Consider the following 25201-nt stretch of genomic DNA (forward strand, 5'->3'; position numbering starts at 1 on the left):
TTAGCTTAATTTCATTGTATGATTGCTGAAGGTTGTATCACATTTTTTAATGGTTACATCCAGCTGTATTTTCAAATCAACTTCATATCTAAATGGGAGCTGCTCACCATTTCTTTCATACACTTCTATGACAGGGCGATCACTGTAGCCTGCATTCTGCCTAGATACGATTCCTTTTCGTCCATCATTTAATTCAACAGTGATGCCGACTGGATAAATGGCAATCGACCTCTTGAATGCATCCACAATCTCCCGATCAAATTTAGTACCTGTACCTGCATACAACAGTTCCAGAGATTCACTTGGCAGCATCGCTTCCCGATACACACGTTTAGATGTAACAGCATCAAAAACATCTGCTACAGCAATAATTTTAGCCATGTATAAAATTTCATTGTTTTTTAGTCCTCGAGGATACCCGCTGCCATCAAGCCGTTCATGATGCTGATATGCACAATGAGCCACGAGCAATGAAAGATTGTGGACCTGTCTGAGTATATGGAATCCTTCTTCCGAATGCCGTTTAATAATTTGGAACTCACTTTCCAGAAGTTTTCCTGGTTTAAAGAGGATTTCCTCCGGAACGGCCATTTTCCCCACATCATGCAAGATTGAACCAAGTCCCAATGTTTTTAATACATCTGGCTTTAACTTTAATTCCAGACCGATGGCCAGTGAATATAGTGCCACATTTAAAGAGTGGTTAAAAACATAATTGTCAAATGCATAGATATCAGAAATAATATGAAATAAATCCTGATGTCCTTTTAATTCGGCTGTCAGTTGATCAACCAGCTTTGACATAGTCAATGCAGCCTTTTCTATGACTATACTTTTAGATTGCTTGACTTCATTCTTCATATTATCAAAGGTATCTTTAATTGTTACAATAGCTCCTCTTCGGATTTTATCTGAAATGATATCCTCAGGAATTATATGACTGGTTTCTATATCATCAATATAAACATAAGGAATATTATATTTCTGCAGCCGTTTAATCTGCCAATCTGTAATTTGCACACCTTTATGCAACAGGGTACGCCCCTTGATATCAACGATTGGCTTTCCTAAAACGGCACCCGAAGTTAAATAAGCTGTCTGAACGATTCTCATTTTTATACCTCTGTTTAGGAAAAGATTTAATGTCTATAATTTGACATCTTATCCTATATTATAACAGATTAACCTAAAATTATTTTCAAATTTTGGAATATATTATAAAAAATTGTTTGTTAATCACACTATTCCATTAGTTCGTTAACATAAAAAAAGAGCACCCCTTTAGGAGTTGCTCTACATAAATTGAATTGCATCTTTTCCAAGCATTCCTGGAACAATCCCTCTTCTTTTGGCTTCTTCCGTTACTGATTCGAGCGGAGCATTCAATAATTCCTCTAGGGTACGTACCCCTACCGCTCTTCCGGCAATAATCCTACGTTCGTTGAGCCTTTCATTCAATAATCCAATATCCAGTGCTCCGCACATAATATATCCCTTCTGTCCGGCAATTGCCAGTAGAGATGTCTTTGGAAGCTGTACACTCACACCCTTATATAATTTACCGTCTATTTCAAAGGGCACAAATTCAATCATGAGCACCACCCCTTATTCCAGTACCATTCATAAAGTATATGGCTGCTCACCCTAAAAAATGCCGTTAAGATGCAAGCTGCGCTAATTTCCAGGCAAGAATATCTCTAAGAAATTCTGGCATCAAATAGGTTTTGTTCTCAACCTCTCTGACTTCCGGAAAAAGATGGCCAAACGTAAACATATCAGGGATGGCCACCCTGTACAGCTCCTGTGTATTAATTTGTTTACCATTATGTAACCAACAGCTCTGATTATCCCTATCTATCAATTGAACACCGTCATAAACAAATGCTCCCATTATTTTCCCCCTAAAGCCAAGACCCTTTACTTGCAGATGAGGCCAGTCGGGATTACGAGTCAAATTTAAAATTTGTATTAATTTTTCTCCTGTAATGGTTAATATACATGGATTAATTGGGTGAGGACAAATTTTGTGGATATCATATTTAGTCACATCTTTAGCATCCAAACCATCCAATAGTAGACCTGAATTTAATAAGGCGATGTCCACTTCACACCATTCCTTCACCCCTTGGCAAAGTAATTTAGAAAGATCTGAATCATGAAACCAGTCAGTTTTTAACGGCTGTTCTAGAGTTAGTATCGTTTCATTGAGAGTTGTCTTTCCGATTTCATACAGTTTATCTGCCATCAACTGATCTGCTACCGTTAATCCATCCGATCGCATATCTACAAGACCGGCCCGTGTAGAAATAAATCCTTCATCTATTGTTACTTCTGCATGACCGACGTACATTCCATATTTACCTGCACAACATAAAAGAGTTTGGTTAATCCTTTTTCCACTATGCAAAATATGATGAGTATGCCCTCCAATAATCAGAGAAATTTCCGGATGTTTGGCTGCGATAACCTCATCACTTGGTAAGCCTAAGTGAGATAATAAAATTATAATATCTGCTTTTCCCTTTAATTCATTTATAATACGTTCGACCTCATAAAATGGATCTGTGATGGACCACCCTAGGAGATGATACAATTCAGTAAATGGAGCTGTTACGCCAAAAAAAGCAATACGCCTTCCTTTAGGCGTTACCCTAATATAATATGGAAAAGCCCAGCTAGGTCTGCTTCCATCAGGTTTATAAAGATTGGCAACGGTAACTGAAAATTCGGCTTCCTCATATAAATGATCCAATTCATCATGGGGTAATGTAATTCCCTCGTTATTGCCAATCGTTGCACCGTTTATGCCCGCTTCATTTAATAATTGAATATTTCCTTTTCCCATTGTACCTTCCGTAAAAGGATGAAATCGGTCAACATGATCGCCTATATCGAGCTTAAACACAATATCTCCGGCTTCCTCATATGCCGCCTGCTGATTATTCATATATGTTACAATTTTATTCCAATGCTCAAAATGACTATGTATATCATTTATATGAAACAAATGAATTGTTTCCTTCATATTCCCACCTCTAAATTAACGCTTGTACCCCTTCCCAGATCAATTTTATGCCAACTACTACCAGCATGATTCTGAGTGCGATGACCAAGGTTGTACTTTTCATTTTCGTATTTACAAAGGCACCCAATTTTGCTCCAATATATCCACCCGGTATTAGCGCCAATGCATAAAGCCAATTGACATGGCCTTGAAAAATGTGGCTAATGGATCCAATAATGGAAGAGAAGAATATTAACAACATCGATGTCCCGACAGCGACATGGGGAGGAAAATGGAACGCAATCAACATAACCGGTACCATCAAAGAGCCTCCGCCTATCCCAAATAACGAAGAGAGAAAGCCGACCGCAAAAGAGACCAATATGGCGCTACTTTTTTTGTAACCATATTGATGCTCACGCCCTTCCTTATCTATGTATGTACGTGTAACCATCCCGTTGAAATTCTTCTTTTTTGGCTTCAGTTTATTTCTGACCATAAGGAGAAAGGACATGAAAACCATAAGGATTCCAAACAGGATATTAAAGGCATCCACATTTAAATAGGAATTGGCCCATCCTCCAATCAAACTGCCTGGCGCAATCCCAATCAAAAATAAATATGCACTTTTATAGTCCACAGTCTTCTGCTTTAAATAAGCAAGAGTAGAAGACAGCCCCGTAAAAATCAGGGTAAACAGAGAAGTACCCACTGCCATTTGGGGGCTGAGGGCACCGAGGATTCCACCTGATAAAAATAATAGAATCGGAACGATGATAATACCTCCGCCCAATCCAACAAGGGAACCGAAAAAGCCGGCAGCTACCCCCACAATTATTAATAAAATATAACTCATATAATCCGCCTTCCAATGATTTAGTAATAAAGAGACAAAGCTGCTTGATTATAGCTCATCGGTTGTTTATATCATTAATAACACCTCGACGTTATTGCAGAGAAAAATCGTCCAGGCGTATCTGCCTAATAAATCCTTGCGATGTTCCTTCCAACCGCTGGAGGCTTTTAACTTGATTCAGTCGAAGTTTGAACTCCTACTGATTTATCTCACGACCTAATCGAGGTGGGGAGACTTCTGCTGAATCAAGTTAAAACAAATCCATTTGTCTCGGATTTAAATCTTGATAGCTTATCCCGAGCATTTGTTGAAATTCCTTTGCGTTACCAGCGGCGTCTCCACCGGAATTATTGTTAAATAAGACAATGATATCCCTTGTATCCTTTGCTAACTCCTGGATTCTCATTCTCCATTCAAGCAGTTCTTCTTCATTGTATTTATATAAATATCGAACTTCCCGCCAATTTGCATCATTCGGTTTATTCCAGCCATACACATTTCTTCCATGCATCCGCACAAGTGTAACTTCGGAATCGGTTGCAACTGGTACTGTCGGGATTGAACCCTCGCCTGCTTGCGGTTCATCCACAATTGAATGAATCCACCCTTCTTCTTTCATAAAAGACAAGGTTGCTTCACGATATTTCTCACTAAACCATGATTGATTTCTGAATTCCAAGACCACCTTACAATCGCCCATCATTTCCTTGCAATACCTTAAATAACTGACGTTTTCTTTTTTACAATCAAACCATGGGGGAAATTGAAACAAAACCAAGGCCAGCTTATTCGCGTTACTGTACGGCTTTAAGGAATCCTTAAAAGCATGGAACATGTCTTTTTTTGATTCAAAAGGGATATCGCCACGCTGATGGCCCGTCATTCCTTGATAGGCTTTAACTATAAATTTAAAAGAATCAGGTGTCTCTTTAACCCATTTCTCAGCGTTCCTAATCGGCTGTACCGCGTAAAAGGAGGCATCAACTTCCACTACCGGAAAATGGCTGCTGTACTCAGCCAGCTTATCTTTAGGCTTAATAGTTGAAGGATAAAGGGTATCATGATCACCCCAACCAGTTACACCAATATAAATCATAAAGGATCTCCTCCTACGTCATATAATAGCATATGAATACAGATCCTTGGTGAATGGTGCTCCTTTGTTATGGAGGACTACATTTAATCCTATATACAAAAAAGACGGCACATTTCATGCCGTCTTTTTTACCAGATTATTAAACTCCTTTGTACGCTTCTCTTAAGATTTCTTCCAGTTCACTGATTAGAGGTAATTTTGGATTGGCAGTTGTACATTGGTCTTCAAATGCACGCTCTGCTAATATTTTTACATTTTCCTCAAATCTTTCTTGAGTTATTCCTTGTCCTTTAATGCTCATATCGATTTCCAATGATTTACCCAGCTCAGTGACAGCCTCTATTAATGACTGAACCCCTTCTTCAGTTGTGCTTGCAGGTAGTCCCAGTATTCTGGCTATTTGAGCATATCGCTCATCCGCACAGTAGTATTCATATTTAGGGAAGAGCGCATGTTTTCTTGGACGAATGGCATTGTAACGAATAACATGCGGCATAAGAATTGCATTAGAGCGGCCATGCGGGATATGGAATTCAGCTCCAATCTTATGTGCTAGGCTGTGATTAATACCCAGGAAGGCATTGGAGAAGGCCATCCCTGCCATACAGGATGCATTATGCATTTTCTCACGAGCTTCCTCATTCGCTCCGTCATGGTACGCTGTTTTTAAATTATTAAAGACTAGTTCAATAGCTTTTAAGGCTAAACCATCTGTATAATCATTTGCCATTACAGACACATAAGCCTCAATGGCATGTGTTAAAACGTCCATCCCTGTATCAGCTGTGATATTTTTAGGAACAGTCATGACAAACTGGGAATCCAGGATTGCTACATCCGGTGTTAAGGCATAGTCAGCCAGCGGATACTTTACATTCGTTTCTTTATCCGTAATAACCGCAAATGGCGTTACTTCAGAACCAGTACCGGAGGTGGTCGGGATGGCAACAAATTGGGCTTTTTCACCTAAGTCAGGATATTTATACGTACGTTTCCTGATATCAATGAATTTTTGTTTAATGTTAAAGAATGATGTTTCCGGTTGTTCATAGAATAACCACATGCCCTTCGCTGCATCCAGCGCAGAACCACCGCCCAGAGCGACAATTACATCCGGCTCAAAGCTATGCATTAATTTAGCACCCTTGAATACTGTTTCATCAGATGGATCCGGTTCAACATCCGCAAACATTTCGATTGCTTCAATCCCTTTATTTTTCCATAAATATTCTTTAACAATATCAACATAACCAAGGCTTACCATGCCTGGATCCGTTACAATAAAGGCACGTTTGATTCTTCTCATTTTTGCTAGATACTGTGTGGAATACTTCTCAAAATAAATTTTTGGCGGCAATTTAAACCATTGCATATTATTACGACGCTGTGTCATCATCTTCACGTTAATCAAGTGAGTAGCTGATACATTTTCAGAAACTGAGTTATTTCCATAAGAGCCACAACCAAGTGTTAAAGATGGAATGAAGGCATTATAGATGTCACCAATTCCTCCTTGAGCAGATGGGGAATTTACAATAATACGACATGCTTTCATTTTTATTCCGTATTCCCGTTGGATTTGTTCATTGGTGCTATGAATAACGGCCGAGTGTCCAAGACCACCTAAGTTCAGCATATCCATACATGCACCAAAGCCCTCTTCCGTAGATTTAACACGGATACACGCCAATACCGGACTTAATTTTTCACGAGATAAAGGATATTGTGGACCTGCACCATCAATTTCGGCAATTATTATTTTGGTATGCTCAGGTACTTTAATTCCAGCCATTTCAGCTATCTCATTAGCAGATTTTCCAACAATATGAGCATTAACGGCACATGATTGTTCATCAATAACAAGACGTTCAAGTTTCTTTAATTCTTTATCATTTACAAAATAGCAGTTATTTTTTATAAACTCTTGTTTAACTTCTTCATAGATCTGATCATCTACAATAATAGCTTGCTCAGAGGCACAGATCATGCCGTTATCAAAAGACTTCGATAAAATAACATCATTGACTGCACGCTTTACTTTAGCTGACTTTTCAATATAACAAGGTACGTTACCAGGACCTACACCTAGTGCCGGCTTACCTGTAGAATAAGCTGATTTAACCATTCCTGCTCCGCCTGTCGCAAGCACTAATGCGATATCTTTATGATTCATTAATTGCTTTGTAGCTTCAATGGATGGGTGCTCAATCCATTGAATACATCCTTTAGGAGCACCTGCAGCTACGGCAGCATCATGCAGGACTTGCGCCGCCTTCTTGGAGCATTCTTGTGCTGATGGATGGAAAGCAAATATAATTGGGTTACGTGTCTTAATAGATATTAAAGCTTTAAACATAGTAGTCGAAGTAGGATTCGTAACTGGTGTGACACCTGCAACAATTCCGACAGGCTCTGCAATCTCCATGACACCTGTTTGTTGATCTTCACGAATGACACCAACCGTTTTATCGTATTTAATACTGTGCCAAATATATTCCGTTGCAAACATGTTTTTAGTACATTTATCTTCGTAAATCCCTCTGCCAGTCTCTTCCACCGCCATTTTAGCTAAAAGCATGTGTTGATCAAGACCGGCAATTGCCATTTGATGAACAATCTCATCGATTTTTTCTTGATCAAATGTCTCAAATGTACGCAGGGCCGATTTTCCATTTTCGATTAACTCTTCAATCATCTCAGATACCTTAAGGACTTCTTCTATTTTTTCTTCTTTAACAGCCATTTCAATTTCCTCCTTATAGAAAACTTAGTATTGGTCGTAAATAGTCCCACAGGGATAAAATACGTCCCTATTAGTGAAAAAAATTACTGAACATCCTATCTGACAATTTAATTTTATCAGATTATTTAAAATCAGTCTGTAAACAATTTGTGAACACCTTCACCTTACAGATTGTGAAATACTTCACATACTTATTATATGCCTGCTTTATGTATTTGTCTAACTGTAGTCATTATTTTTTGAATTTAAGTCCTTTGTCATAGATCCACTTCTATCGGATTGACAGAGAAGTCTTTATATTGACAAAATAATAAACTCAAGTAAAGTAATTCTTAAATAGAACTGAAGGGAGAATGATTCCTATGTACAAAAAAGCCCTCTTACTGGCAGGCTTAGTTTTTTCTTTAACTGCATGCTCTTCTGGTAATGAAGAAGAATCGCAAAAACCACTAACAGAAGAAGAAAAAATATATGCCAATAACTGTGCTTCCTGCCATGGCAATGCTTTAGAAGGCTATGCCGGACCAAAGCTTGAGGATATCGGAAATAGTATGAGTAAGGATGAAATCCTGGATATAATCAATAACGGTGCGAAAGGAATGCCTGCAGGAATAATCAAAGGCGAGGATGCAGAGAAAGTTGCTGCATGGCTTGCTGAGAAAAAGTAGAATAGAGATTTAAAGAGAGATATGGAATCAATGGTTTATGGTTTAATGAAAATTAAACAGCACTAAGAAATGCCGTTACCACTACGTAACGGCATTTCTTAGTGTTCTATATAATCCTTTTGTCTATCTTGTACGGCAAATTGTTGCGATGCTAAACCAATACGATTTTCATACATTTTCTGCGCCATAACTTTCTTAGCCATTTGAGCTGCTTCCATATAGTACTCATCGCTTACTGTAGCTTTGATTGAAAATCGTAAGCCATACAATGAAGATAAGCCATGAACTTGATAGGGTTCGAGATATTCTCCTTTTAAATCAGTTTTGAGATAATGGATTTGCTTTTGGTTGAGTTCATCACATACCTCAGCAAGTAACTCTTCTATTTTTGCAGGATTCTCTTGGAAACTAACAATTACGCTCTCAAAAATTCTTCTCCTTTCAACATTTCCGTTTTCTACTTTGCGAATTTCACCATTTGGAACTGTCATTAGTTTTCCGTTAAGTAATCGGATTTTCACCACTCTAAATCCCATATCCTCTACTGTCCCACCATCTATTTCCCCATTTACGTGGACAAAATCCCCTCGCTGAAATTGTTTTTCGAATATCATAAAAAACCCTGCCAGAAGATCAGTCATAATTTTTTGGGCACCCAGTCCAACTACAATTCCTACCACTCCACCGGCAACCAGTATATTTTTGATATCCACGAAGGGTTTAATCATAGCAAGAATAATAATAAAGAAACCCAAATAATTAGACGTGTTGCGTACTACAGATTCAATTGTTTGTTCCTTTTTCTCAATCAAAAAATTTGTATGCTTAAAGAACTTGTGAAGAATAAACCTGACGAGATAAATCAAAGCATAGGTGATGATAAAAGTGTATAGGATTGTTAATCCATAACTTTTGAGTTGAGGCCAATCAATGCTGATATAACTTTGTAACCTGTTAATAAAGTCCATATCTATCCTCCCTAATTATAAAAACAATATAAGGATTACTAAATACTACTAAATATTCTTTTATTATCCAAGTGTTATTGTTTAATAAAATCCATTAGACCTATTTAAATAAAATAGAGGCAGATGCTATGGAGTCTAAATTATATGGTTCATGGCTAATATAAGTTGCATTGCTTATTCTTCCTTCGGTAAAGATGGGGCATAGCCGCGTCATAGGTGGCTTCCTCCACCTTTCCTGCACCTTTACCCCGGTATAGGTGGGGCATAACTACGCCATAGGTAGGGTATAGGTGATTCCCCTTCAACTTTGGAGACGATAAAAAAAGAATCCGAAAATAAATTCGGATTCTTAATATAGTGGAAAGAGTTGTCTCAGTATTAACCGATAGAACCTTCCATCTCAAATTTAATTAATCTGTTCATTTCAACTGCATATTCCATTGGAAGTTCTTTTGTGAACGGTTCAATGAATCCCATAACGATCATTTCTGTTGCTTCCTGTTCTGAGATACCGCGGCTCATTAAATAGAAGAGCTGCTCTTCAGATACTTTGGAAACTTTCGCTTCATGCTCAAGTGAGATATTATCATTGTGGATTTCATTGTATGGAATCGTATCAGAAGTTGATTGATTATCCATAATGAGTGTATCACACTCGATATTAGAGCGTGCTCCATCAGCCCTTTTACCAAAGTGCACAACCCCACGATAGCTCACTTTACCGCCATGCTGAGAAATTGACTTAGATACAATCGTAGAAGATGTATTTGGAGCTAAGTGAATCATTTTAGCACCTGCATCCTGGTGTTGACCTTTACCTGCAATAGCAATGGAAAGCGTCATACCACGGGCACCCTCACCGCGTAAAATACAAGCTGGATATTTCATGGTAAGCTTGGAGCCGATGTTTCCATCTACCCATTCCATTGTACCGTGAGCATCTACTACTGTACGTTTAGTAACAAGGTTATATACATTGTTTGCCCAGTTTTGGATTGTTGTGTAACGGCAATAAGCATTTTCTTTAACAATGATTTCAACAACAGCACTGTGAAGTGAATTTGTTGTATAAACAGGAGCCGTACAGCCTTCTACATAATGTACGGACGCATCTTTATCAACGATGATTAAAGTACGCTCAAACTGACCCATGTTTTCAGAGTTAATACGGAAATATGCTTGCAATGGTGTATCTACTTTAATACCTGGTGGGACATAGATAAATGATCCACCGGACCAAACTGCAGAGTTCAATGCAGCAAATTTATTATCAGATGGCGGAATTACTTTAGCAAAGTGTTCACGGAAAAGATCTTCATTTTCACGTAAAGCGGAATCTGTATCTTTGAATACGATTCCCATTGCTTCCAGGTCTTCCTTCATATTATGGTACACAACCTCGGATTCATATTGAGCTGATACACCGGCTAGGTATTTTTGTTCAGCTTCAGGAATACCAAGTTTATCGAATGTACGTTTAATTTCCTCAGGAACTTCATCCCAAGATTTCTCAGACTTCTCAGATGGTTTTACATAATACGTAATCTCATCAAAGTTTAAGTCTGAGAGATTGCCTCCCCATTGTGGCATTGGCATTTTATAAAAATGTTCAAGAGACTTCAAGCGGAAGTCAAGCATCCATTGTGGTTCGTTCTTCATACGAGAGATTTCTTCAACAATCTCTTTAGTTAAACCGCGTTTAGAACGAAAGATGGAAACGTCCTTATCATGAAAGCCATATTTATAATCACCGATATCAGGCATTTTTTTAGCCATCGATCGCTTCCTCCTTCTTACTTAGTTTTAGCTGTTTTTCACTCTCAGCTAAAACATGTCATTTTAGTTTTCGTTAAGCCCTTTTTCCATAGCTTTCCAAGCAAGTGTCGCACACTTAATACGTGCTGGAAATTTACTCACACCTTGAAGGGCCTCTATATCACCAAGATCAAGATCGCCTTCGTCATATTCCTTGCCCTGTATCATGTTCGAAAATATACCAGCAAGCTTTAAGGCTTCCTCACTACTTTTGCCTTTTACGATTTGAGTCATCATGGAAGCTGATGACATAGAGATGGAACAACCTTCTCCATCAAACTTTGCATCTTGCACAATACCATCCTCTACTTTAAGTGTAAGATGAATACGATCTCCACAAGTAGGGTTATTCATATCTATCACAAGACTGCCGTCTTCTAGGCTTCCTTTATTCCGTGGATTTTTATAGTGATCCATGATCACTTGCCTGTAAAGGGTATCTAAATTATTAGAAGCCATTACTGAAATACTCCTTTGTTTTAACGAGTCCTTCGACTAAACGGTCGATATCTTGTTCTGTATTATATACATAAAAACTTGCTCTCGCCGTAGACGAAGCTTTTAACCATTTCATAAGCGGTTGTGCACAGTGATGCCCGGCACGAATAGCTATTCCATCTGCATCCAGAACGGTAGCGACATCATGCGGATGAACATCCTCAAGGTTAAAAGTTACTACACCAGCTCTTGATTCCGGATTTTTAGGTCCATAGATTTGGAGCCCCTCTATACTTGATAATTTATCAAGTGCATAAGCAGCAAGCTTATGCTCATGCGCCTCTACATTATCAAGACCAATCTCATTCAAGAAATCAATTGCAGCTCCAAGTCCAATGGCACCTGCAATGATTGGAGTACCGCCTTCAAATTTCCAAGGCAGCTCTTTCCATGTAGAATCCTGCAATCCTACAAAATCAATCATCTCTCCGCCAAATTCGATTGGTTCCATATTCTCGAGGTATTCCTTTTTCCCGTACATGACACCAATGCCAGTTGGTCCACACATTTTATGTGCAGAAAAGGCAAAGAAATCACAGTCAAGATCCTGAACATCCACTTTCAAATGCGGAGTGCTTTGCGCACCATCTACAACCATTACTGCTCCATTTTCATGGGCAATTTTCGCAATTTCTTTAACCGGATTGATGACACCAAGCACATTCGATACATGCATAACTGAAACGATTTTCGTGTTTGAAGTAATCACTTCTTTGACTGTTTCAAGTGAAATAGTACCGTCTTCTTCAAGCGGGATATATTTCAATGTCGCACCGGTTGCTTTAGCTACTTGCTGCCATGGAATGATATTACTATGATGTTCCATCATACTGATAACAATTTCATCACCAGCTTTTAGGTTAGCTTTCCCGTAGCTGGCAGCAATTGTATTAATCGAAGTCGTTGTCCCTCTTGTAAAGACAACTTCTTCGATGGATTTCGCATTAATGAACTTTCTTACCTTTTCACGTGCTCCCTCATAAGCATCCGTGGCCATCGTTCCAAGTGTGTGAACACCACGGTGTACATTAGAGTTATACCGCTTGTAATACTCATCAATAGTCTGAATAACGGATGCTGGCTTCTGCGAAGTTGCGGCACTGTCCAGATATACTAATGAATGACCATTGACTTTCTCATTTAAAATTGGGAAAAGTTCTTTAATATTCGTTGGAATCATTATTTAACTTTCCTTTCAATTACCTCAGTCAACTGCTTTTTAACAGCTTCAACAGGTAATTGATTTACTACTGGGGCAAGGAACCCATGGATAATTAAACGTTCTGCTTCTGTTTTACTGATCCCTCTGCTCATTAAATAATAAAGCTGAATTGGATCCACACGGCCTACAGAAGCTGCGTGTCCAGCTGTTACATCATCTTCATCAATTAACAGAATAGGGTTTGCATCCCCACGTGCTTTCGGACTAAGCATTAATACTCTGGATTCCTGTACAGCATCAGCTTTAGTGGCACCATGTTCAATCTTACCGATACCATTAAAAATGGAGGATGCTTCATCCTTCATAACACCGTGCTTCAGGATATATCCATTTGAGTTTTTACCAAAATGAACAACTTTAGTTGTAAAGTTTTGAGTTTGTTTACCAGTACCAACCACTACTGTTTTAGTATCACCATATGAACCATTACCATGTAGGTTTGTAATATTCTCTGAAATAGTATTACCATCGTTCATTAAGCCCAATGCCCATTCCACTCGTCCATCATTTCCTACATATGCATTACGGTTTACATAGGTTTTCATATCTTTAGATAATGTATCAACTGCACCATATTTAACGACCGCATTGTTGCCGACGATAACCTCAGAAATGATATTTCCAATAGTCTCTTTGCCGTCAACCAATGAAATATAGTTTTCAACGTACGTTACGGAGCTGCTCTCTTCAGCAACAACAAGTACGTGATTATATAATTCAGTCTCAGCATTATCAATCATGAAGATAGCCTGGATGGGTTCTTCAATAACCACGTTGCGTGGGATATAAAGAAAAGCTCCACCATTAAAGAGTGCTGCATGTAAAGCTGTAAGCTTATTCGTTTTTACAGGAACACTTGTAGTCATGAAGTATTTTTGCAAAAGTTCAGGATGTTCTTTAGCAGCAGTCCTGATATCTGTAAAAATAACACCTTTATCTTTAAGTTCCTGAGATACTGTCAAATAAGCAGCTGTATTGTTTCGTTGTACATACAAACTTCTGTTCTCATCAGGATTGATCAGCTTTTTCACGTCTTCAGCAAGTTCATCAATAGATGTAAATGTCTCGCTTGTAACGGAGTTCACTTTCATATCCTCTAATTGCCATTTATCAATCTTCGTTTTATCAGGTCTCGGCATAGGTAGCTCAGCTGAGGCAGAAAGGGCGTCTAAACGGAAGCTTTCAAGCCAGGCAGGCTCACTATGTGCTTTTGAAAAAGATGATACAACATCTTTTTCGAGTAATGTAGTTTCGATTGTCATAACGATCCTCCTATTGCTTATGCTTCAATTCCTACTGTTTCGTCTTCAATACCTAATTCTTTTTTAATCCAGTCATATCCTTCTGCTTCTAAGCGTTGCGCTAGTTCTGCTCCACCGGATTTCACGATTTTACCTTGCATCATTACGTGAACATAATCTGGAGTAATGTAGTTCAATAAGCGTTGATAGTGAGTAATCATTAGGCAGCCAAAATCTTCGTTTCTCATTTGGTTGATTCCTTTGGAAACAACTTTCAGCGCATCAATATCTAAACCGGAGTCGATTTCATCAAGAATCGCAATGGCTGGTTGCAGCATTAATAATTGAAGAATTTCATTACGTTTCTTTTCACCGCCGGAAAAGCCTTCATTTAAATAACGTTGAGCCATATCTTGATCCATTTCTAATAGATCCATTTTTTTATCCATTTCTTTAATGAATTTCATTAAGGAAATTTCGTCTCCTTCTTCACGTTTACTGTTAATAGCAGAACGCATGAAGTCGGCATTAGTAACCCCAGTAATTTCACTTGGGTATTGCATTGCTAAAAATAGACCGGCACGAGCACGTTCGTCAACTTCCATTTCAAGAACATCTTCACCGTCCATTGTGATGGAACCACTTGTTACTTCATATTTTGGGTGACCCATGATAGCAGATGACAATGTAGATTTTCCTGTACCATTTGGCCCCATAATTGCATGGATTTCTCCACCTTTAACTTCAAGGTTTACCCCTTTAAGAATCTCTTTACCTTCTATTGAAACATGTAAATCTTTAATTGTAAGAACTGAACCAGCCATTCTTATACCTCCAATATATAGTCATCTAAAGTTTTAGATTATTTCTATTCTCAATTTATTCTCATTACAATCTTATAACAAATCAAATCTAGATTCAACTTTTTGAAACGAGAAAATTACATAAAATGGACATAATATTTTAACATAATACTTAGCTTTACTGACATTATAATGTTAATTTTCACGAAAGAAAAGAACCAGCATGATCTTTACCAACCACCCTGATTTTAAAGACGGCAGTAACATTTTTGCACTAATTGAAAACATAAAAACAGGTAGAAGGAGAAATTGATTTTTCTTCCGCTACCTGTTTTTATGATTATCACTTTTAGAATTATTCACTTTATCACTTGATTCATTTACCCATGTACTCTTCTATTCACATCATTTAAGATTTGATTACTCTTCATATAACTACGTTCACGCTTCTCTTCTACTTTCATACGCACTTCAAGATTCTGACTGTAAACTTCATAGCCAACTCCATGTGCCTGCCTCATCGCTTTTTCCATTTCATCTGTTACTCTAAGCTGTAACTGATTGTCAAAGATAATGAATCATTCCTTTCCATTTATTATAATAAGGGTATCACTTTGCAGAAGAACCCTCAAAGTCTATATACCACACTGAGCACATCTTAAAAGTGATATTGCGTATTTCTTCTAGGAAATCCTTGATTATCCTGAAAAATAATACCAGAGAAGAAAATAATTCATTGGAAAAGCATCTTATAATACACCTATTATATGATAAAAAAGGTGCAGCTAAATGAATAGCTGCACCTTTTTTGTCTATTATTTATTTGATGGGATAACGGACCCTTTGTAGTTTTCATTAATGAAATCCTGGATATCTTTAGAATGAAGAACTTCAACCAATGTTTTAATTTCTTCCTTATTCTTATCCTCAGATCTAACAGCAATAATGTTTACGTATGGATTATTATCAGCACTTTCCAATGCAATCGCATCCTCAGCTGGTACAAGATCCGCTTCAATGGCATAGTTGGAATTAATCAGTACTGCATCGCCTTCATCATTATTGTAAACCTGCGTAAGCATAGGTGCTTCAATATCCGTTTTAAACTTTAAATTCTTCGGATTTTCCGCAATATCATCCACAGTTGCTTTAGTTTTATCAATGCCTTCTTTTAGCTTTATTAAGCCTTCTGTTTCCAGCATAGATAACATACGTCCATGATCAGCTACTGAGCTGCTCATAATGATGCTTGCGCCTTTTGGTAGGTCATCCAGGCTGTCGTATTTTTTAGAATAAACACCAATCGGTTCAATATGGATTCCGCCTGCATTGGCGAAATCATACCCATTATCCTTCACTTGACTCTCAAAATAAGGGATGTGTTGGAAATAGTTAGCGTCAATTGAGCCATCTTCCAATGCTTTATTCGGCATTACATAGTCTGTAAATACTTCAACTTCAAGTTTAATACCTTTTTCTTCAAGAAGAGTTGCTGCTTCTTCCAATATTTCTGCATGTGGAACATTTGATGCGCCAATTTTAATCGTTTTTAGTTCTTTGTCCCCGGAATTGGATTCATCTCCTGATCCACCGCAGGCTGCCAATAATAGGGTTAATCCTAAAACAAGTATGAACGATAACTTTTTCACTTTGGTTTCCTCCCTAGCGCTTATCTAATTTTCTTGTTATAAAATCTCCAATAAATTGGAGAATAAACACAATAATCAATACTAAAATAGTAGCAACAATCGTGACATCTGTCTGTCCGCGGCTAAACCCTTCCAAATAGGCAAGGTTTCCAAGTCCGCCCGCACCAATCATACCTGCCATCGCTGTATAACCTACAAGCGCAATTGCCGTAACTGTGATACCAGAAACAAGTGCAGGCAGAGATTCAGGAATTAGCACCTTCCATATGATTGTAAAGGAAGTGGCCCCCATCGATCTTGCTGCTTCGATTACACCTTTATCAATTTCACGCAATCCAATCTCAACCATTCGCGCATAGAATGGAGCAGCACCTATAATTAAAGCTGGCAAAGCCGCATTGACACCGATAATACTTCCTACTAATGCCTTTGTGAAAGGAATTAACAACACGATTAGAATAATGAATGGAATGGAACGGAATATGTTAACGAAAGCACCTACAATTCCGTAAATCACTTTGTTTTCCCACATATTCCCCTTTGAGGTCAAGAATAATAGCAGACCCAATATAATTCCAAGGAAAAAAGTTGCGATTAATGAGACACCTGTCATATACAAGGTTTCCCATGTCTTTTCATAAATTCGTTCCCAAACTACATTTGGTAATAATGTTTCCATCATTCTGAAATCACCTCCACACCAATTTCCTGATTGTGGAGATAGTCAATCGCTTTCGCCACTTCAGCAGCATCACCGTCTACATGAATAAATAACGTTCCATAGGACCCGTGCTGAGTCTGCGAAATTTTACCCTGTAATATGTTTACATTGATTTTGTAAGAGCGGATAACCTCTGATAAAACAGGGGTTTCAGCTGATTCGCCAATAAAGGATAATTGTACAACTTTCCCCGTCGGATATTCAGCAAGCAAATGCTCAATCGTCTCTTTCGTTTCTTCTGGCTCAGTCACTTGCTGTACAAATCGTTTAGTAATCGGAGCATTTGGTTTTTTAAATACATCAAGTACTTTTCCGCTCTCGACCACTTTCCCCATCTCCATCACAGCAACGCGATGACAGATTTTACGAATAACATGCATTTCATGTGTAATTAATACGATTGTCAAGCCAAGTCTTTTATTTATATCAACGAGCAAATCCAAAATATCGTCTGTAGTCTGAGGATCAAGTGCTGATGTCGCCTCGTCACAAAGAAGAACCTGTGGATTGTTCGCTAATGCGCGCGCTATACCGACCCGCTGCTTCTGACCGCCGCTCAACTGAGATGGATAAGCATTTTCACGGCCATCTAATCCTACCAGACTTACAAGTTCCTTCACTCTTTCTTTACGTACCTTGCTTGGTACGCCCGCAATTTCTAAAGGAAACTCTATATTTTCGCTGACTGTCCTTGACCAGAGGAGATTAAAGTGTTGAAAAATCATACTTATTTCCATTCTGGCTTTTCTTAATTCAGCGCCTTTTATAGCAGCCATATCTTTGCCTGCCACCAAGACACTGCCTTCTGTTGGCTTCTCTAAACCGTTCAGCATTCTAATGAGGGTACTTTTTCCCGCACCGCTGTACCCAATAATTCCAAAGATCTCGCCTTTTTCAATAGATAATGAGACTTGATCCACTGCTTTGACAGCTGATGAACGTTTAAATGTTCCTGAGAAGGTCTTCGATACATCACGTAATGTAATCATGAAAAGTTCACCTGCTCTTTCTATCAACCTATAATTAAAGAATAACTTCAGTTAAACAAAAATGCCTTTCTGCGGAGGCAGAAAGGCATGATTTATTTATAACATGTTCCTTTCTCTCATCTCCCAGGATTTATTATCCTGTGTGAATTGGCACCTTTTCAATCATAAATGATTGCCGGTTGCCGGGCGTCAAAGGGCACTTCCCTCGGCCTCTCTTGATAAGAGTACTTAAACTATTCAATTAAATCTAACTGTCTGCTATCCTATCATGTTGAAGAAAGAACTGTCAACACCAAAGTCTGCATAGCATGTTCAATATTTATTTCACAACCACCTCAGTGGAAGCTATACCTGTTGCTTTTTCAATCGCAAGCTCCAATTCTTCAATTAGATCTTCTGCATGTTCAATTCCAACAGACAGTCTGATTAAATCCTCCTGTACACCTGATGCTTTTAATCCCTCTTCACTTAGTTGCTGATGAGTCGTGCTTGCCGGATGGATAATTAGGCTCTTTGCATCTCCCACATTGGCCACATGGGACCACAGTTCAACGGAATCAATCAGTTTTTTACCTGCCTCACGTCCACCCTTTATTCCAAAAACAACGACTGCTCCAGCACCTTTGGGTAAATATTTCTTCGTTTTTTCGTAATCAGGGTGATCTGAATCTCCTGGATACAAGACCCACGATACAGCCGGATGCTGTTTTAAATAGTCAACTATTAATCTCGTATTGGCTACATGCTCCTTCATCCTCACATGCAGAGTTTCCAATCCGAGAATAAATTGAAAGGCATTGTACGGGCTTAAGGAAGGACCTAAATCTCTCAACAGCTGAACTCTGGCCTTCACAATAAATGCTGCTGCACCAATTGCTTCACTGTAAATCAGATCATGATAGCTTGGATCGGGTTCAGTAAAGCCCGGAAATTTAGATGAATTCCAGTCAAACTTCCCTCCATCGACTATGACCCCGCCTAATGTGGTTCCATTTCCAAGCAGCCATTTCGTAGCTGAGTGTACGACGATATCCGCTCCAAACTCAATCGGACGGGATAAATAAGGAGTTGCAAATGTATTATCAATGATTAACGGAATTCCAGCTTCATGAGCAATTTCCGCCACCCGTTCAATATCAAGAACCTGCAGGCTTGGATTTCCAATCGTTTCTCCAAAAATAGCTTTGGTCTTTGATGTAATCGCTTCTCTAAAATTTTCAGTGTCACTTGGATCCACGAACCTTACGTTAATACCATACTTAGGGAGAGTATTGGCAAATAAATTGTAGGTTCCGCCGTATAGAGTGGACGCAGAGATAATTTCATCACCTGCTCCCGCAATATTTAGGATTGAGAGTGTTATAGCTGCAGCACCACTTGATACCGCTAAAGCTCCAATGCCACCTTCTAATTCTGCTATACGTTCTTCGAATACACTTGAAGTTGGATTATGGATTCTAGTATAAATATAGCCAGTCTCAGCTAATCCAAATAAATCCGCAGCATGATCTGTGTCTTTAAATAAATAAGCATTCGTCTGGTAAATCGGCACGCTTCTCGCTCCAGTTACCGAATCCTGCTGCAATCCTCCGTGTATACCTACTGTTTCAAACCGATACTTCTTTTCTTCATTTGCCATTCTACATCTCTCCATTTCATTTTAAGTAGAGAAGTGAGTAAATGAAAAAACCTCTTCACATAAGAAGAGGCAGGCATTTTCCATCTCTCCTTATCTCCCGGATTTATTTGTATCCGCAGGAATTGGCACCGTGTATTATAAAAATACCGGTTGCCGGGCTTCAACGGGCCAGTCCCTCCACCTCTCTTGATAAGAACCAAGTATTAAGTTGTTAAAACTATAGCATATGGAAAAATATGAGTCAATTGATTATTCAGAATTTTCGAATTAAATAACGAGGAGCTTCTTTTACTATAATAAATGCCTCCAGTTAGCCACTTAACAATCGTCTAATCGGTTGAGATTACAGGCTATTATAGAGAATTCTACAAATCAATTAAAACTTCTGACATAGACAGCGTAAAATAGAAACAGCACCTTTAAAAGATTCTAGTTAAATATTCATCGACATATTTCCTGAGAAATAACTGCTCTTATTCTGTAATTCTCTTTAATTGATCAACAAGATAGGGAACTGAGTGGAAGGCATAGATTTTCTCGATTAGCTGGTTATCCTTGATTAAAATGAGGCATGGTACACTTTGAATTTGATATTCTTCTGCAAGTTCCTTAGCATAGTTAAGATTGACTTTTTCCAAAGAGGCATTTGGGAGGACTTCCTTTGCAATATCAAGCATTTTACCTGCTAATTGACATGTTCCGCAAAGAGGAGTAAAAGTATAGATCGCTTTATTTATCGTGGTTTGATTGTTCATTTTTCATTACATCCTTCATTTGTTTTAAAAATTCGGCTTTTACATCTATATTGGCTGCCAAAAGAACCGTTGCTAAATGATATCTTGGCGCATTAGCAACTTCACGGTATGTACGATCAATATATATGTGAGATGCATTTGGCATTTCTCGTCTTAACTGTTTTCTCAGCTTTTCTCCGGATTCATCTGCATCAGCCAAAATATACACGTCTCTCTGTTCAAGTTCGTCTACTAATTCATCCATTTTCGATAGACTGATGGTTCCATTTGTACATCTTATATCGACAGATTCGTTAAGTACAGATTGTATTTTTTGGCGGTCGGTAGAACCTTCCACAATAATTACTTTCTCACTTTGAGCATCCTGCATGATTGATCACCTTTTATTAGGAGAGTACGTTCTATGTGATTGGACAATTGCCTTCGTCTTTTTCATTATATGTATCTTACCCTAACATAGTGGAAAGTAACAATTGATCTAAAAACATAATAAAAAGGAAAGAAGCTGACGAATGACCCCAAACTTCTCCCCTCTATTGACTACTCTTCTTTAGTCGCTGTTTCGTATTGGCCAGCATCCATTAATTCATCATATTCGCTGATTTCGGATGGTTCAACAACTACCATCCATGCTTTTTCATATGGAGATTCATTAACATATTCTGGACTATCCGCTAATTCTTCATTTACTTCAACAACTGTCCCACTGATTGGCGCATACAATTCAGATACTGTCTTAACTGATTCTACACTGCCAAACGGTTCATTACGGGTCAATTGATCACCTATTTCCGGTAGTTCCACAAATACGATGTCTCCCAATTCTTTTTGAGCAAAATCAGTTATTCCAATTCGAATCTTACCATCCTCTTGTTTAACCCATTCATGCTCAGCTGTATAACGTAATCCCGCTGGAATGCTCATGATTTAATCCCCCCAAAATGTATGTATGGTTCCTATTTATCATGACATCAAACTGGTTATTTGACAATTGTTTCATGCCCAGATTTTCTGGTAATTTACCTCTTTGAATCCTACTGTTACTTTTTCTCCATCAAATGCGATTGGGCGCTTGATTAGCATCCCGTCTGATGCAAGCAAGGTAAGAATTTCATCTTCAGACATATCCTTCACTTTATCTTTTAACCCAAGTTCTCTGTATTTCATCCCACTTGTGTTAAAAAATTTCTGAAGAGACAATTCACTTTTTTGATAAATTATTTCTAGCTCTTCTTTCGATGGAGGATTTTGCGCTATATCAACTTCTTGATAGGATATTCCCTTTTCATCAAACCATTTCTTTGCTTTTCTGCATGTCCCGCATTTAGGATACCAGTAAAATGTAATCATCGTTTTATCACCTCAATTGAAGCATACCACATTTTTTCATCTATCTTAAACGGATATACTTCTGCTCTAGAAAAGGTAACAGGTCTAACATAGCAGGAAAAGAAAAAGCCTGGTTTTCACCAGGCCTCCATAGTATAAAGGATTAAACAGTGTAACGCTCAGCATCAACTAACTTTTCTGAAGCTTCACGTTTAAGTGCGATTACATTGATTGGTGTGAAACGTGTGAATTTACGTAAAGCTGATGTCATCATACGTAATGTATCACCAGTTTCTGTTGCCACTAATGTTTCTTTAGCATGCTTCTCGATTTCGCCAAATGCTTCCTGGCAGAAGATTTGAGTATAAAGAAGTTTTTGTTTGTTCTTTTCTAAGCCATCTTTTTTGATTGCTTTTTCTGTACGAAGAACAACTGATTCCATCGCATAAACGAAAGAAGCAATATCCGCAATATTAACAAGAATTTCTTGTTCTTTTTCCAGCTCAGTACCATATTTTTGCGCAGCCAATCCTGCAATCATAATACCAATTTTCTTAGCATTTTTCACAAGATGTTTTTCTTGATCAAGTGGCTCTGTACCTGGCTCTTCAGGCATTAGCATCATGAGTCCTTCAGAAAGTTCCTGTGCTTTTTGTAATAACGGCAATTCACCTTTTAAAGCTTTTTTCAGGAATGTACCTGGTACAAGCAGACGGTTAATTTCGTTTGTTCCTTCAAATATACGGTTAATACGAGAATCACGGTACATTCTTTCAATTTCATACTCAGCCATAAATCCATAGCCTCCATGAAGCTGAACCGCTTCATCCACAACATAATCTAAAACCTCGGAAGCAAAGAACTTATTTAAGGAGCATTCGATTGCATATTCAGCAATTGATTTTGCTACTTCTTTCCCATCTTTTACTTCTTCATCACTTAGGCGGCTCATTCTTTCCTCGAATAAACCAACTGTCCTATAGACGGAACTTTCAGCTGCGTATATTTTGGAAGCCATTGTAGAGAGCTTTTCTTTTGTTAAATTAAATGAAGAGATTGGTGTTTTAAACTGTTGGCGTTGATTAGCATACGTAGCAGCTAATTCAAATCCTCGTTTGGAAGCACCAACAGCTCCTACTCCCAATTTATAACGACCGATATTCAAAATGTTAAAGGCAATTACATGACCTCTTCCTGCTTCTCCCAATAGGTTCTCAACAGGTACTTCTGCATCCTCAAGAATTAATGTTCTAGTTGAAGAGCTCTTAATCCCCATTTTCTTTTCTTCCGGTCCAGTAGACACACCTGGATACTCTCTTTCTACGATAAATGCAGAGAATTTGTCACCGTCGATTTTTGCATATACGACAAATACATCAGCAAAGCCTGCATTTGTAATCCATTGTTTTTCACCATTTAAGACATAGTGAGTTCCTGCTTCATTCAATTTTGCTGTTGTCTTTGCGCCAAGTGCATCAGAGCCTGAGCTTGGTTCTGTTAAGGCATAGGCTGCTAGCTTTTCCCCGGTAGCCAATAATGGAAGGTACTTTTGTTTTTGTTCTTCGTTACCAAACAAAACGATTGGCAAGGAACCAATACCAACATGTGCTCCATGAGAAATAGAGAAGCCTCCTGCACGGGATAGTCTTTCTGAAATAAGGGCGGAACTAACTTTATCCAAGCCTAATCCACCGTATTCCTCCGGTACATCTGCGCCCAATAGACCCAGTTCTCCAGCTTGTTTCAATAGTTTTACAGAACGGTCAAACTCATGATCCTCTAAATATTCCACCTGAGGCAATACTTCATTTACTAAATAATCCTCAGTCGTTTTTGCAATCATTTTATGCTCATCTGTATAGTCCTCAGGTGTAAACATATTCTCTGCTTCAATATCCTCAATTAAAAACGCTCCGCCTTTTAACACTTCTTCTGTTTGATTAGCCATTTTTCTTCCCCCTTATTTAGAGATGACTGGGCTCTCGTTGCCAATCATCTCATCGCTTATAACTTTTTATGCTAATAATTCAAATACTCCAGCCGCGCCCATTCCTCCGCCAATACACATCGTTACGACTCCAAATTGCTCATTTCGTCGTTTCATCTCGTGAAGGAGACTCAAGGTTAATTTAGCTCCAGTACACCCAAGTGGATGTCCTAATGCAATGGCACCGCCATTTACATTCACCCTCTCCTCATCCAATCCAAGTTGACGAATTACCTGAATGGATTGGGAAGCAAACGCTTCATTCAATTCGAATAATCCAATATCAGATAAACTTAATCCTGCCAGCTTAAGAGCTTTTGGAATTGCTTCTACCGGACCGATTCCCATAAGTTCCGGCGGCACTCCTGCGACTGCAAAAGAACGAAATTTTAAAAGTGGCTTGAAGCCATCCGCCTCGGCTTTTTCCCGATCCATCAGTAATACCGCTGCTGCTCCATCACTGGTTTGTGAAGCATTCCCGGCTGTTACTGTTCCTGTGAGTGAAAATGCAGGCCTCAGTCTAGCAAGCACTTCCGTTGTTGTCCCTTCTCGTACTCCTTCATCTGTTGTAAATTGAACGGAGCGCTCTTTTAATTTATTGTCTGATCCTACTTGACGAAAAGTGACATCAACAGGAACGATTTCATCTTCAAATTTCCCATCCCGAATGGCCTGTGCTGCTTTTTGGTGACTGCGTACTGCAAAGGCATCCTGGTCTTCACGGGTAATCCCAAATTTCTTAGCAACTTCTTCAGCCGTATGTCCCATACCCATATAATATTCAGGAGCTGCTTCTGCCAGTTTCGAATTGGGACGAACTACATGTCCCATCATCGGAACCATACTCATCGATTCAACCCCACCGGAAATGACCGTTTCAGAATGTCCGAGCATAATTCGCTCTGCTCCATAAGCAATGGATTGCAGTCCTGATGAACAGTAACGATTGATCGTTATAGCGGGTACATTGTATGGTAAACCTGCCAAGGCACCGATATTACGAGTCACATTGAGCCCTTGCTCTGCTTCAGGCATAGCGCATCCAAAGATCATATCATCAATTGGTCCATCGTAATTTTCTGCTCGTTTTAGCGTTTCCTTTACTACTAATGCACCTAAATCATCTGGTCGAACATTTGCAAGAGTTCCTTTTTTGGCTCTGCCTACCGGGGTTCTGGCTCCGGCTACAATCACTGCTTCTCTCATGCCAATCCTCCT

24 protein-coding genes and 2 riboswitches are annotated in these 25201 nt (G+C 38.7%); of the genes, 1 reads left to right on the forward strand and 23 read right to left on the reverse strand.

The features are described 5' to 3' along the window. The 6 genes from F7984_RS16440 to adhE all read right to left on the reverse strand — a co-directional run bounded on the left by F7984_RS16440 (window position 1) and on the right by adhE (window position 7699). Window positions 1–1113 carry an HD-GYP domain-containing protein gene (locus tag F7984_RS16440; protein WP_140461721.1) on the reverse strand — a complete coding sequence of 371 codons (1113 nt, stop codon included), beginning with the start codon at window positions 1111–1113 and terminating at the stop codon, window positions 1–3. 180 nt (window positions 1114–1293) lie between these two features. Then, the gene (locus F7984_RS16445) at window positions 1294–1593 is read right to left on the reverse strand and encodes a YunC family protein (RefSeq protein ID WP_066106526.1); all 300 of its coding nucleotides are present in this window, start codon (window positions 1591–1593) and stop codon (window positions 1294–1296) included. Window positions 1594–1657: 64 nt separating this feature from the next. After that, on the reverse strand, window positions 1658–3025 hold the full coding sequence (locus F7984_RS16450) for a bifunctional metallophosphatase/5'-nucleotidase (RefSeq protein WP_140461722.1): 1368 nt from the start codon (window positions 3023–3025) through the stop codon (window positions 1658–1660). Window positions 3026–3035: 10 nt separating this feature from the next. Continuing rightward, a complete protein-coding gene (locus F7984_RS16455; protein ID WP_140461723.1) occupies window positions 3036–3860 on the reverse strand; it encodes a sulfite exporter TauE/SafE family protein in 825 nt (274 codons plus the stop codon). Window positions 3861–4110: 250 nt separating this feature from the next. Then, the gene (locus F7984_RS16460) at window positions 4111–4956 is read right to left on the reverse strand and encodes a DUF72 domain-containing protein (protein WP_140461724.1); all 846 of its coding nucleotides are present in this window, start codon (window positions 4954–4956) and stop codon (window positions 4111–4113) included. 139 nt (window positions 4957–5095) lie between these two features. After that, window positions 5096–7699: a bifunctional acetaldehyde-CoA/alcohol dehydrogenase gene (adhE, locus tag F7984_RS16465; protein WP_140461725.1), complete on the reverse strand. Its 2604-nt coding sequence runs from the start codon at window positions 7697–7699 to the stop codon at window positions 5096–5098. Between the two features lie 362 nt (window positions 7700–8061). Here adhE and F7984_RS16470 point away from each other — a divergent pair, with 362 nt between their 5' ends. Next, entirely contained in the window at window positions 8062–8367 is a 306-nt protein-coding gene (locus F7984_RS16470; protein WP_066106511.1) for a c-type cytochrome, read from the forward strand. Window positions 8368–8465: 98 nt separating this feature from the next. Here the strand turns inward: F7984_RS16470 and F7984_RS16475 are convergent, their stop codons facing one another. From F7984_RS16475 to F7984_RS16550, 17 genes are all read right to left on the reverse strand, one after another. After that, window positions 8466–9335 carry a mechanosensitive ion channel family protein gene (locus tag F7984_RS16475; protein WP_140461726.1) on the reverse strand — a complete coding sequence of 290 codons (870 nt, stop codon included), beginning with the start codon at window positions 9333–9335 and terminating at the stop codon, window positions 8466–8468. A 378-nt stretch (window positions 9336–9713) separates the two neighbouring features. Continuing rightward, a complete protein-coding gene (sufB, locus tag F7984_RS16480; RefSeq protein ID WP_140461727.1) occupies window positions 9714–11111 on the reverse strand; it encodes a Fe-S cluster assembly protein SufB in 1398 nt (465 codons plus the stop codon). A 63-nt stretch (window positions 11112–11174) separates the two neighbouring features. Next, on the reverse strand, window positions 11175–11609 hold the full coding sequence (sufU, locus tag F7984_RS16485) for a Fe-S cluster assembly sulfur transfer protein SufU (RefSeq protein ID WP_066106504.1): 435 nt from the start codon (window positions 11607–11609) through the stop codon (window positions 11175–11177). Then, window positions 11599–12828 (reverse strand): cysteine desulfurase, encoded by a 1230-nt coding sequence (locus F7984_RS16490; RefSeq protein WP_140461728.1) that lies wholly within the window; start codon window positions 12826–12828, stop codon window positions 11599–11601. Before F7984_RS16490 ends, sufU begins: the two co-directional genes overlap by 11 nt. After that, window positions 12828–14132, reverse strand: a complete 1305-nt coding sequence (gene sufD, locus F7984_RS16495) for a Fe-S cluster assembly protein SufD (protein WP_066106498.1) — start codon at window positions 14130–14132, stop codon at window positions 12828–12830. Before sufD ends, F7984_RS16490 begins: the two co-directional genes overlap by 1 nt. 17 nt (window positions 14133–14149) lie before the next feature. Continuing rightward, the gene (gene sufC, locus F7984_RS16500) at window positions 14150–14935 is read right to left on the reverse strand and encodes a Fe-S cluster assembly ATPase SufC (protein ID WP_066106490.1); all 786 of its coding nucleotides are present in this window, start codon (window positions 14933–14935) and stop codon (window positions 14150–14152) included. Window positions 14936–15294: 359 nt separating this feature from the next. Continuing rightward, window positions 15295–15447: a YuzK family famiily protein gene (locus F7984_RS19205; protein ID WP_175354290.1), complete on the reverse strand. Its 153-nt coding sequence runs from the start codon at window positions 15445–15447 to the stop codon at window positions 15295–15297. Between the two features lie 282 nt (window positions 15448–15729). Next, window positions 15730–16563: a MetQ/NlpA family ABC transporter substrate-binding protein gene (locus F7984_RS16505; RefSeq protein ID WP_066106487.1), complete on the reverse strand. Its 834-nt coding sequence runs from the start codon at window positions 16561–16563 to the stop codon at window positions 15730–15732. A 13-nt stretch (window positions 16564–16576) separates the two neighbouring features. Next, entirely contained in the window at window positions 16577–17245 is a 669-nt protein-coding gene (locus F7984_RS16510) for a methionine ABC transporter permease (protein ID WP_066106484.1), read from the reverse strand. Continuing rightward, complete coding sequence (locus tag F7984_RS16515; protein ID WP_066106481.1) at window positions 17242–18273, reverse strand: methionine ABC transporter ATP-binding protein; 1032 nt, start codon at window positions 18271–18273, stop codon at window positions 17242–17244. Before F7984_RS16515 ends, F7984_RS16510 begins: the two co-directional genes overlap by 4 nt. Window positions 18274–18386: 113 nt before the next feature. Continuing rightward, a riboswitch (SAM riboswitch) is annotated at window positions 18387–18498 on the reverse strand. Between the two features lie 94 nt (window positions 18499–18592). Beyond that, the gene (locus tag F7984_RS16520) at window positions 18593–19912 is read right to left on the reverse strand and encodes an O-acetylhomoserine aminocarboxypropyltransferase/cysteine synthase family protein (protein WP_066106478.1); all 1320 of its coding nucleotides are present in this window, start codon (window positions 19910–19912) and stop codon (window positions 18593–18595) included. A gap of 87 nt (window positions 19913–19999) precedes the next feature. After that, a riboswitch (SAM riboswitch) is annotated at window positions 20000–20108 on the reverse strand. 277 nt (window positions 20109–20385) lie between these two features. Further along, entirely contained in the window at window positions 20386–20667 is a 282-nt protein-coding gene (locus tag F7984_RS16525) for a thioredoxin family protein (protein WP_140461729.1), read from the reverse strand. Continuing rightward, window positions 20642–21037: a toprim domain-containing protein gene (locus tag F7984_RS16530; protein ID WP_066106472.1), complete on the reverse strand. Its 396-nt coding sequence runs from the start codon at window positions 21035–21037 to the stop codon at window positions 20642–20644. The genes F7984_RS16525 and F7984_RS16530 overlap by 26 nt, the downstream gene beginning before the upstream one ends. 170 nt (window positions 21038–21207) lie before the next feature. Further along, a complete protein-coding gene (gene gcvH / locus F7984_RS16535) occupies window positions 21208–21591 on the reverse strand; it encodes a glycine cleavage system protein GcvH (protein WP_066106469.1) in 384 nt (127 codons plus the stop codon). A gap of 72 nt (window positions 21592–21663) precedes the next feature. Further along, window positions 21664–22017: an arsenate reductase family protein gene (locus F7984_RS16540; RefSeq protein ID WP_140461730.1), complete on the reverse strand. Its 354-nt coding sequence runs from the start codon at window positions 22015–22017 to the stop codon at window positions 21664–21666. A gap of 142 nt (window positions 22018–22159) precedes the next feature. Next, complete coding sequence (locus F7984_RS16545; protein ID WP_140461731.1) at window positions 22160–23944, reverse strand: acyl-CoA dehydrogenase family protein; 1785 nt, start codon at window positions 23942–23944, stop codon at window positions 22160–22162. A gap of 66 nt (window positions 23945–24010) precedes the next feature. Continuing rightward, entirely contained in the window at window positions 24011–25189 is a 1179-nt protein-coding gene (locus tag F7984_RS16550; protein WP_140461732.1) for an acetyl-CoA C-acetyltransferase, read from the reverse strand. Window positions 25190–25201: the final 12 nt, after the last annotated feature.

Source organism: Pradoshia sp. D12, assembly GCF_008935075.1.
In the GTDB taxonomy this organism is placed as follows: Bacteria; Bacillota; Bacilli; order Bacillales; family Pradoshiaceae; genus Pradoshia.

Coding starts and splice junctions, on each gene's coding strand:
- F7984_RS16440 (WP_140461721.1), bottom strand. CDS start 1,113: ATGAGAATCGTTCAGACAGCTTATTTAACTTCGGGTGCCGTTTTAGGA.
- F7984_RS16445 (WP_066106526.1), bottom strand. CDS start 1,593: ATGATTGAATTTGTGCCCTTTGAAATAGACGGTAAATTATATAAGGGT.
- F7984_RS16450 (WP_140461722.1), bottom strand. CDS start 3,025: ATGAAGGAAACAATTCATTTGTTTCATATAAATGATATACATAGTCAT.
- F7984_RS16455 (WP_140461723.1), bottom strand. CDS start 3,860: ATGAGTTATATTTTATTAATAATTGTGGGGGTAGCTGCCGGCTTTTTC.
- F7984_RS16460 (WP_140461724.1), bottom strand. CDS start 4,956: ATGATTTATATTGGTGTAACTGGTTGGGGTGATCATGATACCCTTTAT.
- adhE (WP_140461725.1), bottom strand. CDS start 7,699: ATGGCTGTTAAAGAAGAAAAAATAGAAGAAGTCCTTAAGGTATCTGAG.
- F7984_RS16470 (WP_066106511.1), top strand. CDS start 8,062: ATGTACAAAAAAGCCCTCTTACTGGCAGGCTTAGTTTTTTCTTTAACT.
- F7984_RS16475 (WP_140461726.1), bottom strand. CDS start 9,335: ATGGACTTTATTAACAGGTTACAAAGTTATATCAGCATTGATTGGCCT.
- sufB (WP_140461727.1), bottom strand. CDS start 11,111: ATGGCTAAAAAAATGCCTGATATCGGTGATTATAAATATGGCTTTCAT.
- sufU (WP_066106504.1), bottom strand. CDS start 11,609: ATGGCTTCTAATAATTTAGATACCCTTTACAGGCAAGTGATCATGGAT.
- F7984_RS16490 (WP_140461728.1), bottom strand. CDS start 12,828: ATGATTCCAACGAATATTAAAGAACTTTTCCCAATTTTAAATGAGAAA.
- sufD (WP_066106498.1), bottom strand. CDS start 14,132: ATGACAATCGAAACTACATTACTCGAAAAAGATGTTGTATCATCTTTT.
- sufC (WP_066106490.1), bottom strand. CDS start 14,935: ATGGCTGGTTCAGTTCTTACAATTAAAGATTTACATGTTTCAATAGAA.
- F7984_RS19205 (WP_175354290.1), bottom strand. CDS start 15,447: ATGGAAAAAGCGATGAGGCAGGCACATGGAGTTGGCTATGAAGTTTAC.
- F7984_RS16510 (WP_066106484.1), bottom strand. CDS start 17,245: ATGATGGAAACATTATTACCAAATGTAGTTTGGGAACGAATTTATGAA.
- F7984_RS16515 (WP_066106481.1), bottom strand. CDS start 18,273: ATGATTACATTACGTGATGTATCGAAGACCTTCTCAGGAACATTTAAA.
- F7984_RS16520 (WP_066106478.1), bottom strand. CDS start 19,912: ATGGCAAATGAAGAAAAGAAGTATCGGTTTGAAACAGTAGGTATACAC.
- F7984_RS16525 (WP_140461729.1), bottom strand. CDS start 20,667: ATGAACAATCAAACCACGATAAATAAAGCGATCTATACTTTTACTCCT.
- F7984_RS16530 (WP_066106472.1), bottom strand. CDS start 21,037: ATGCAGGATGCTCAAAGTGAGAAAGTAATTATTGTGGAAGGTTCTACC.
- gcvH (WP_066106469.1), bottom strand. CDS start 21,591: ATGAGCATTCCAGCGGGATTACGTTATACAGCTGAGCATGAATGGGTT.
- F7984_RS16540 (WP_140461730.1), bottom strand. CDS start 22,017: ATGATTACATTTTACTGGTATCCTAAATGCGGGACATGCAGAAAAGCA.
- F7984_RS16545 (WP_140461731.1), bottom strand. CDS start 23,944: ATGGCTAATCAAACAGAAGAAGTGTTAAAAGGCGGAGCGTTTTTAATT.
- F7984_RS16550 (WP_140461732.1), bottom strand. CDS start 25,189: ATGAGAGAAGCAGTGATTGTAGCCGGAGCCAGAACCCCGGTAGGCAGA.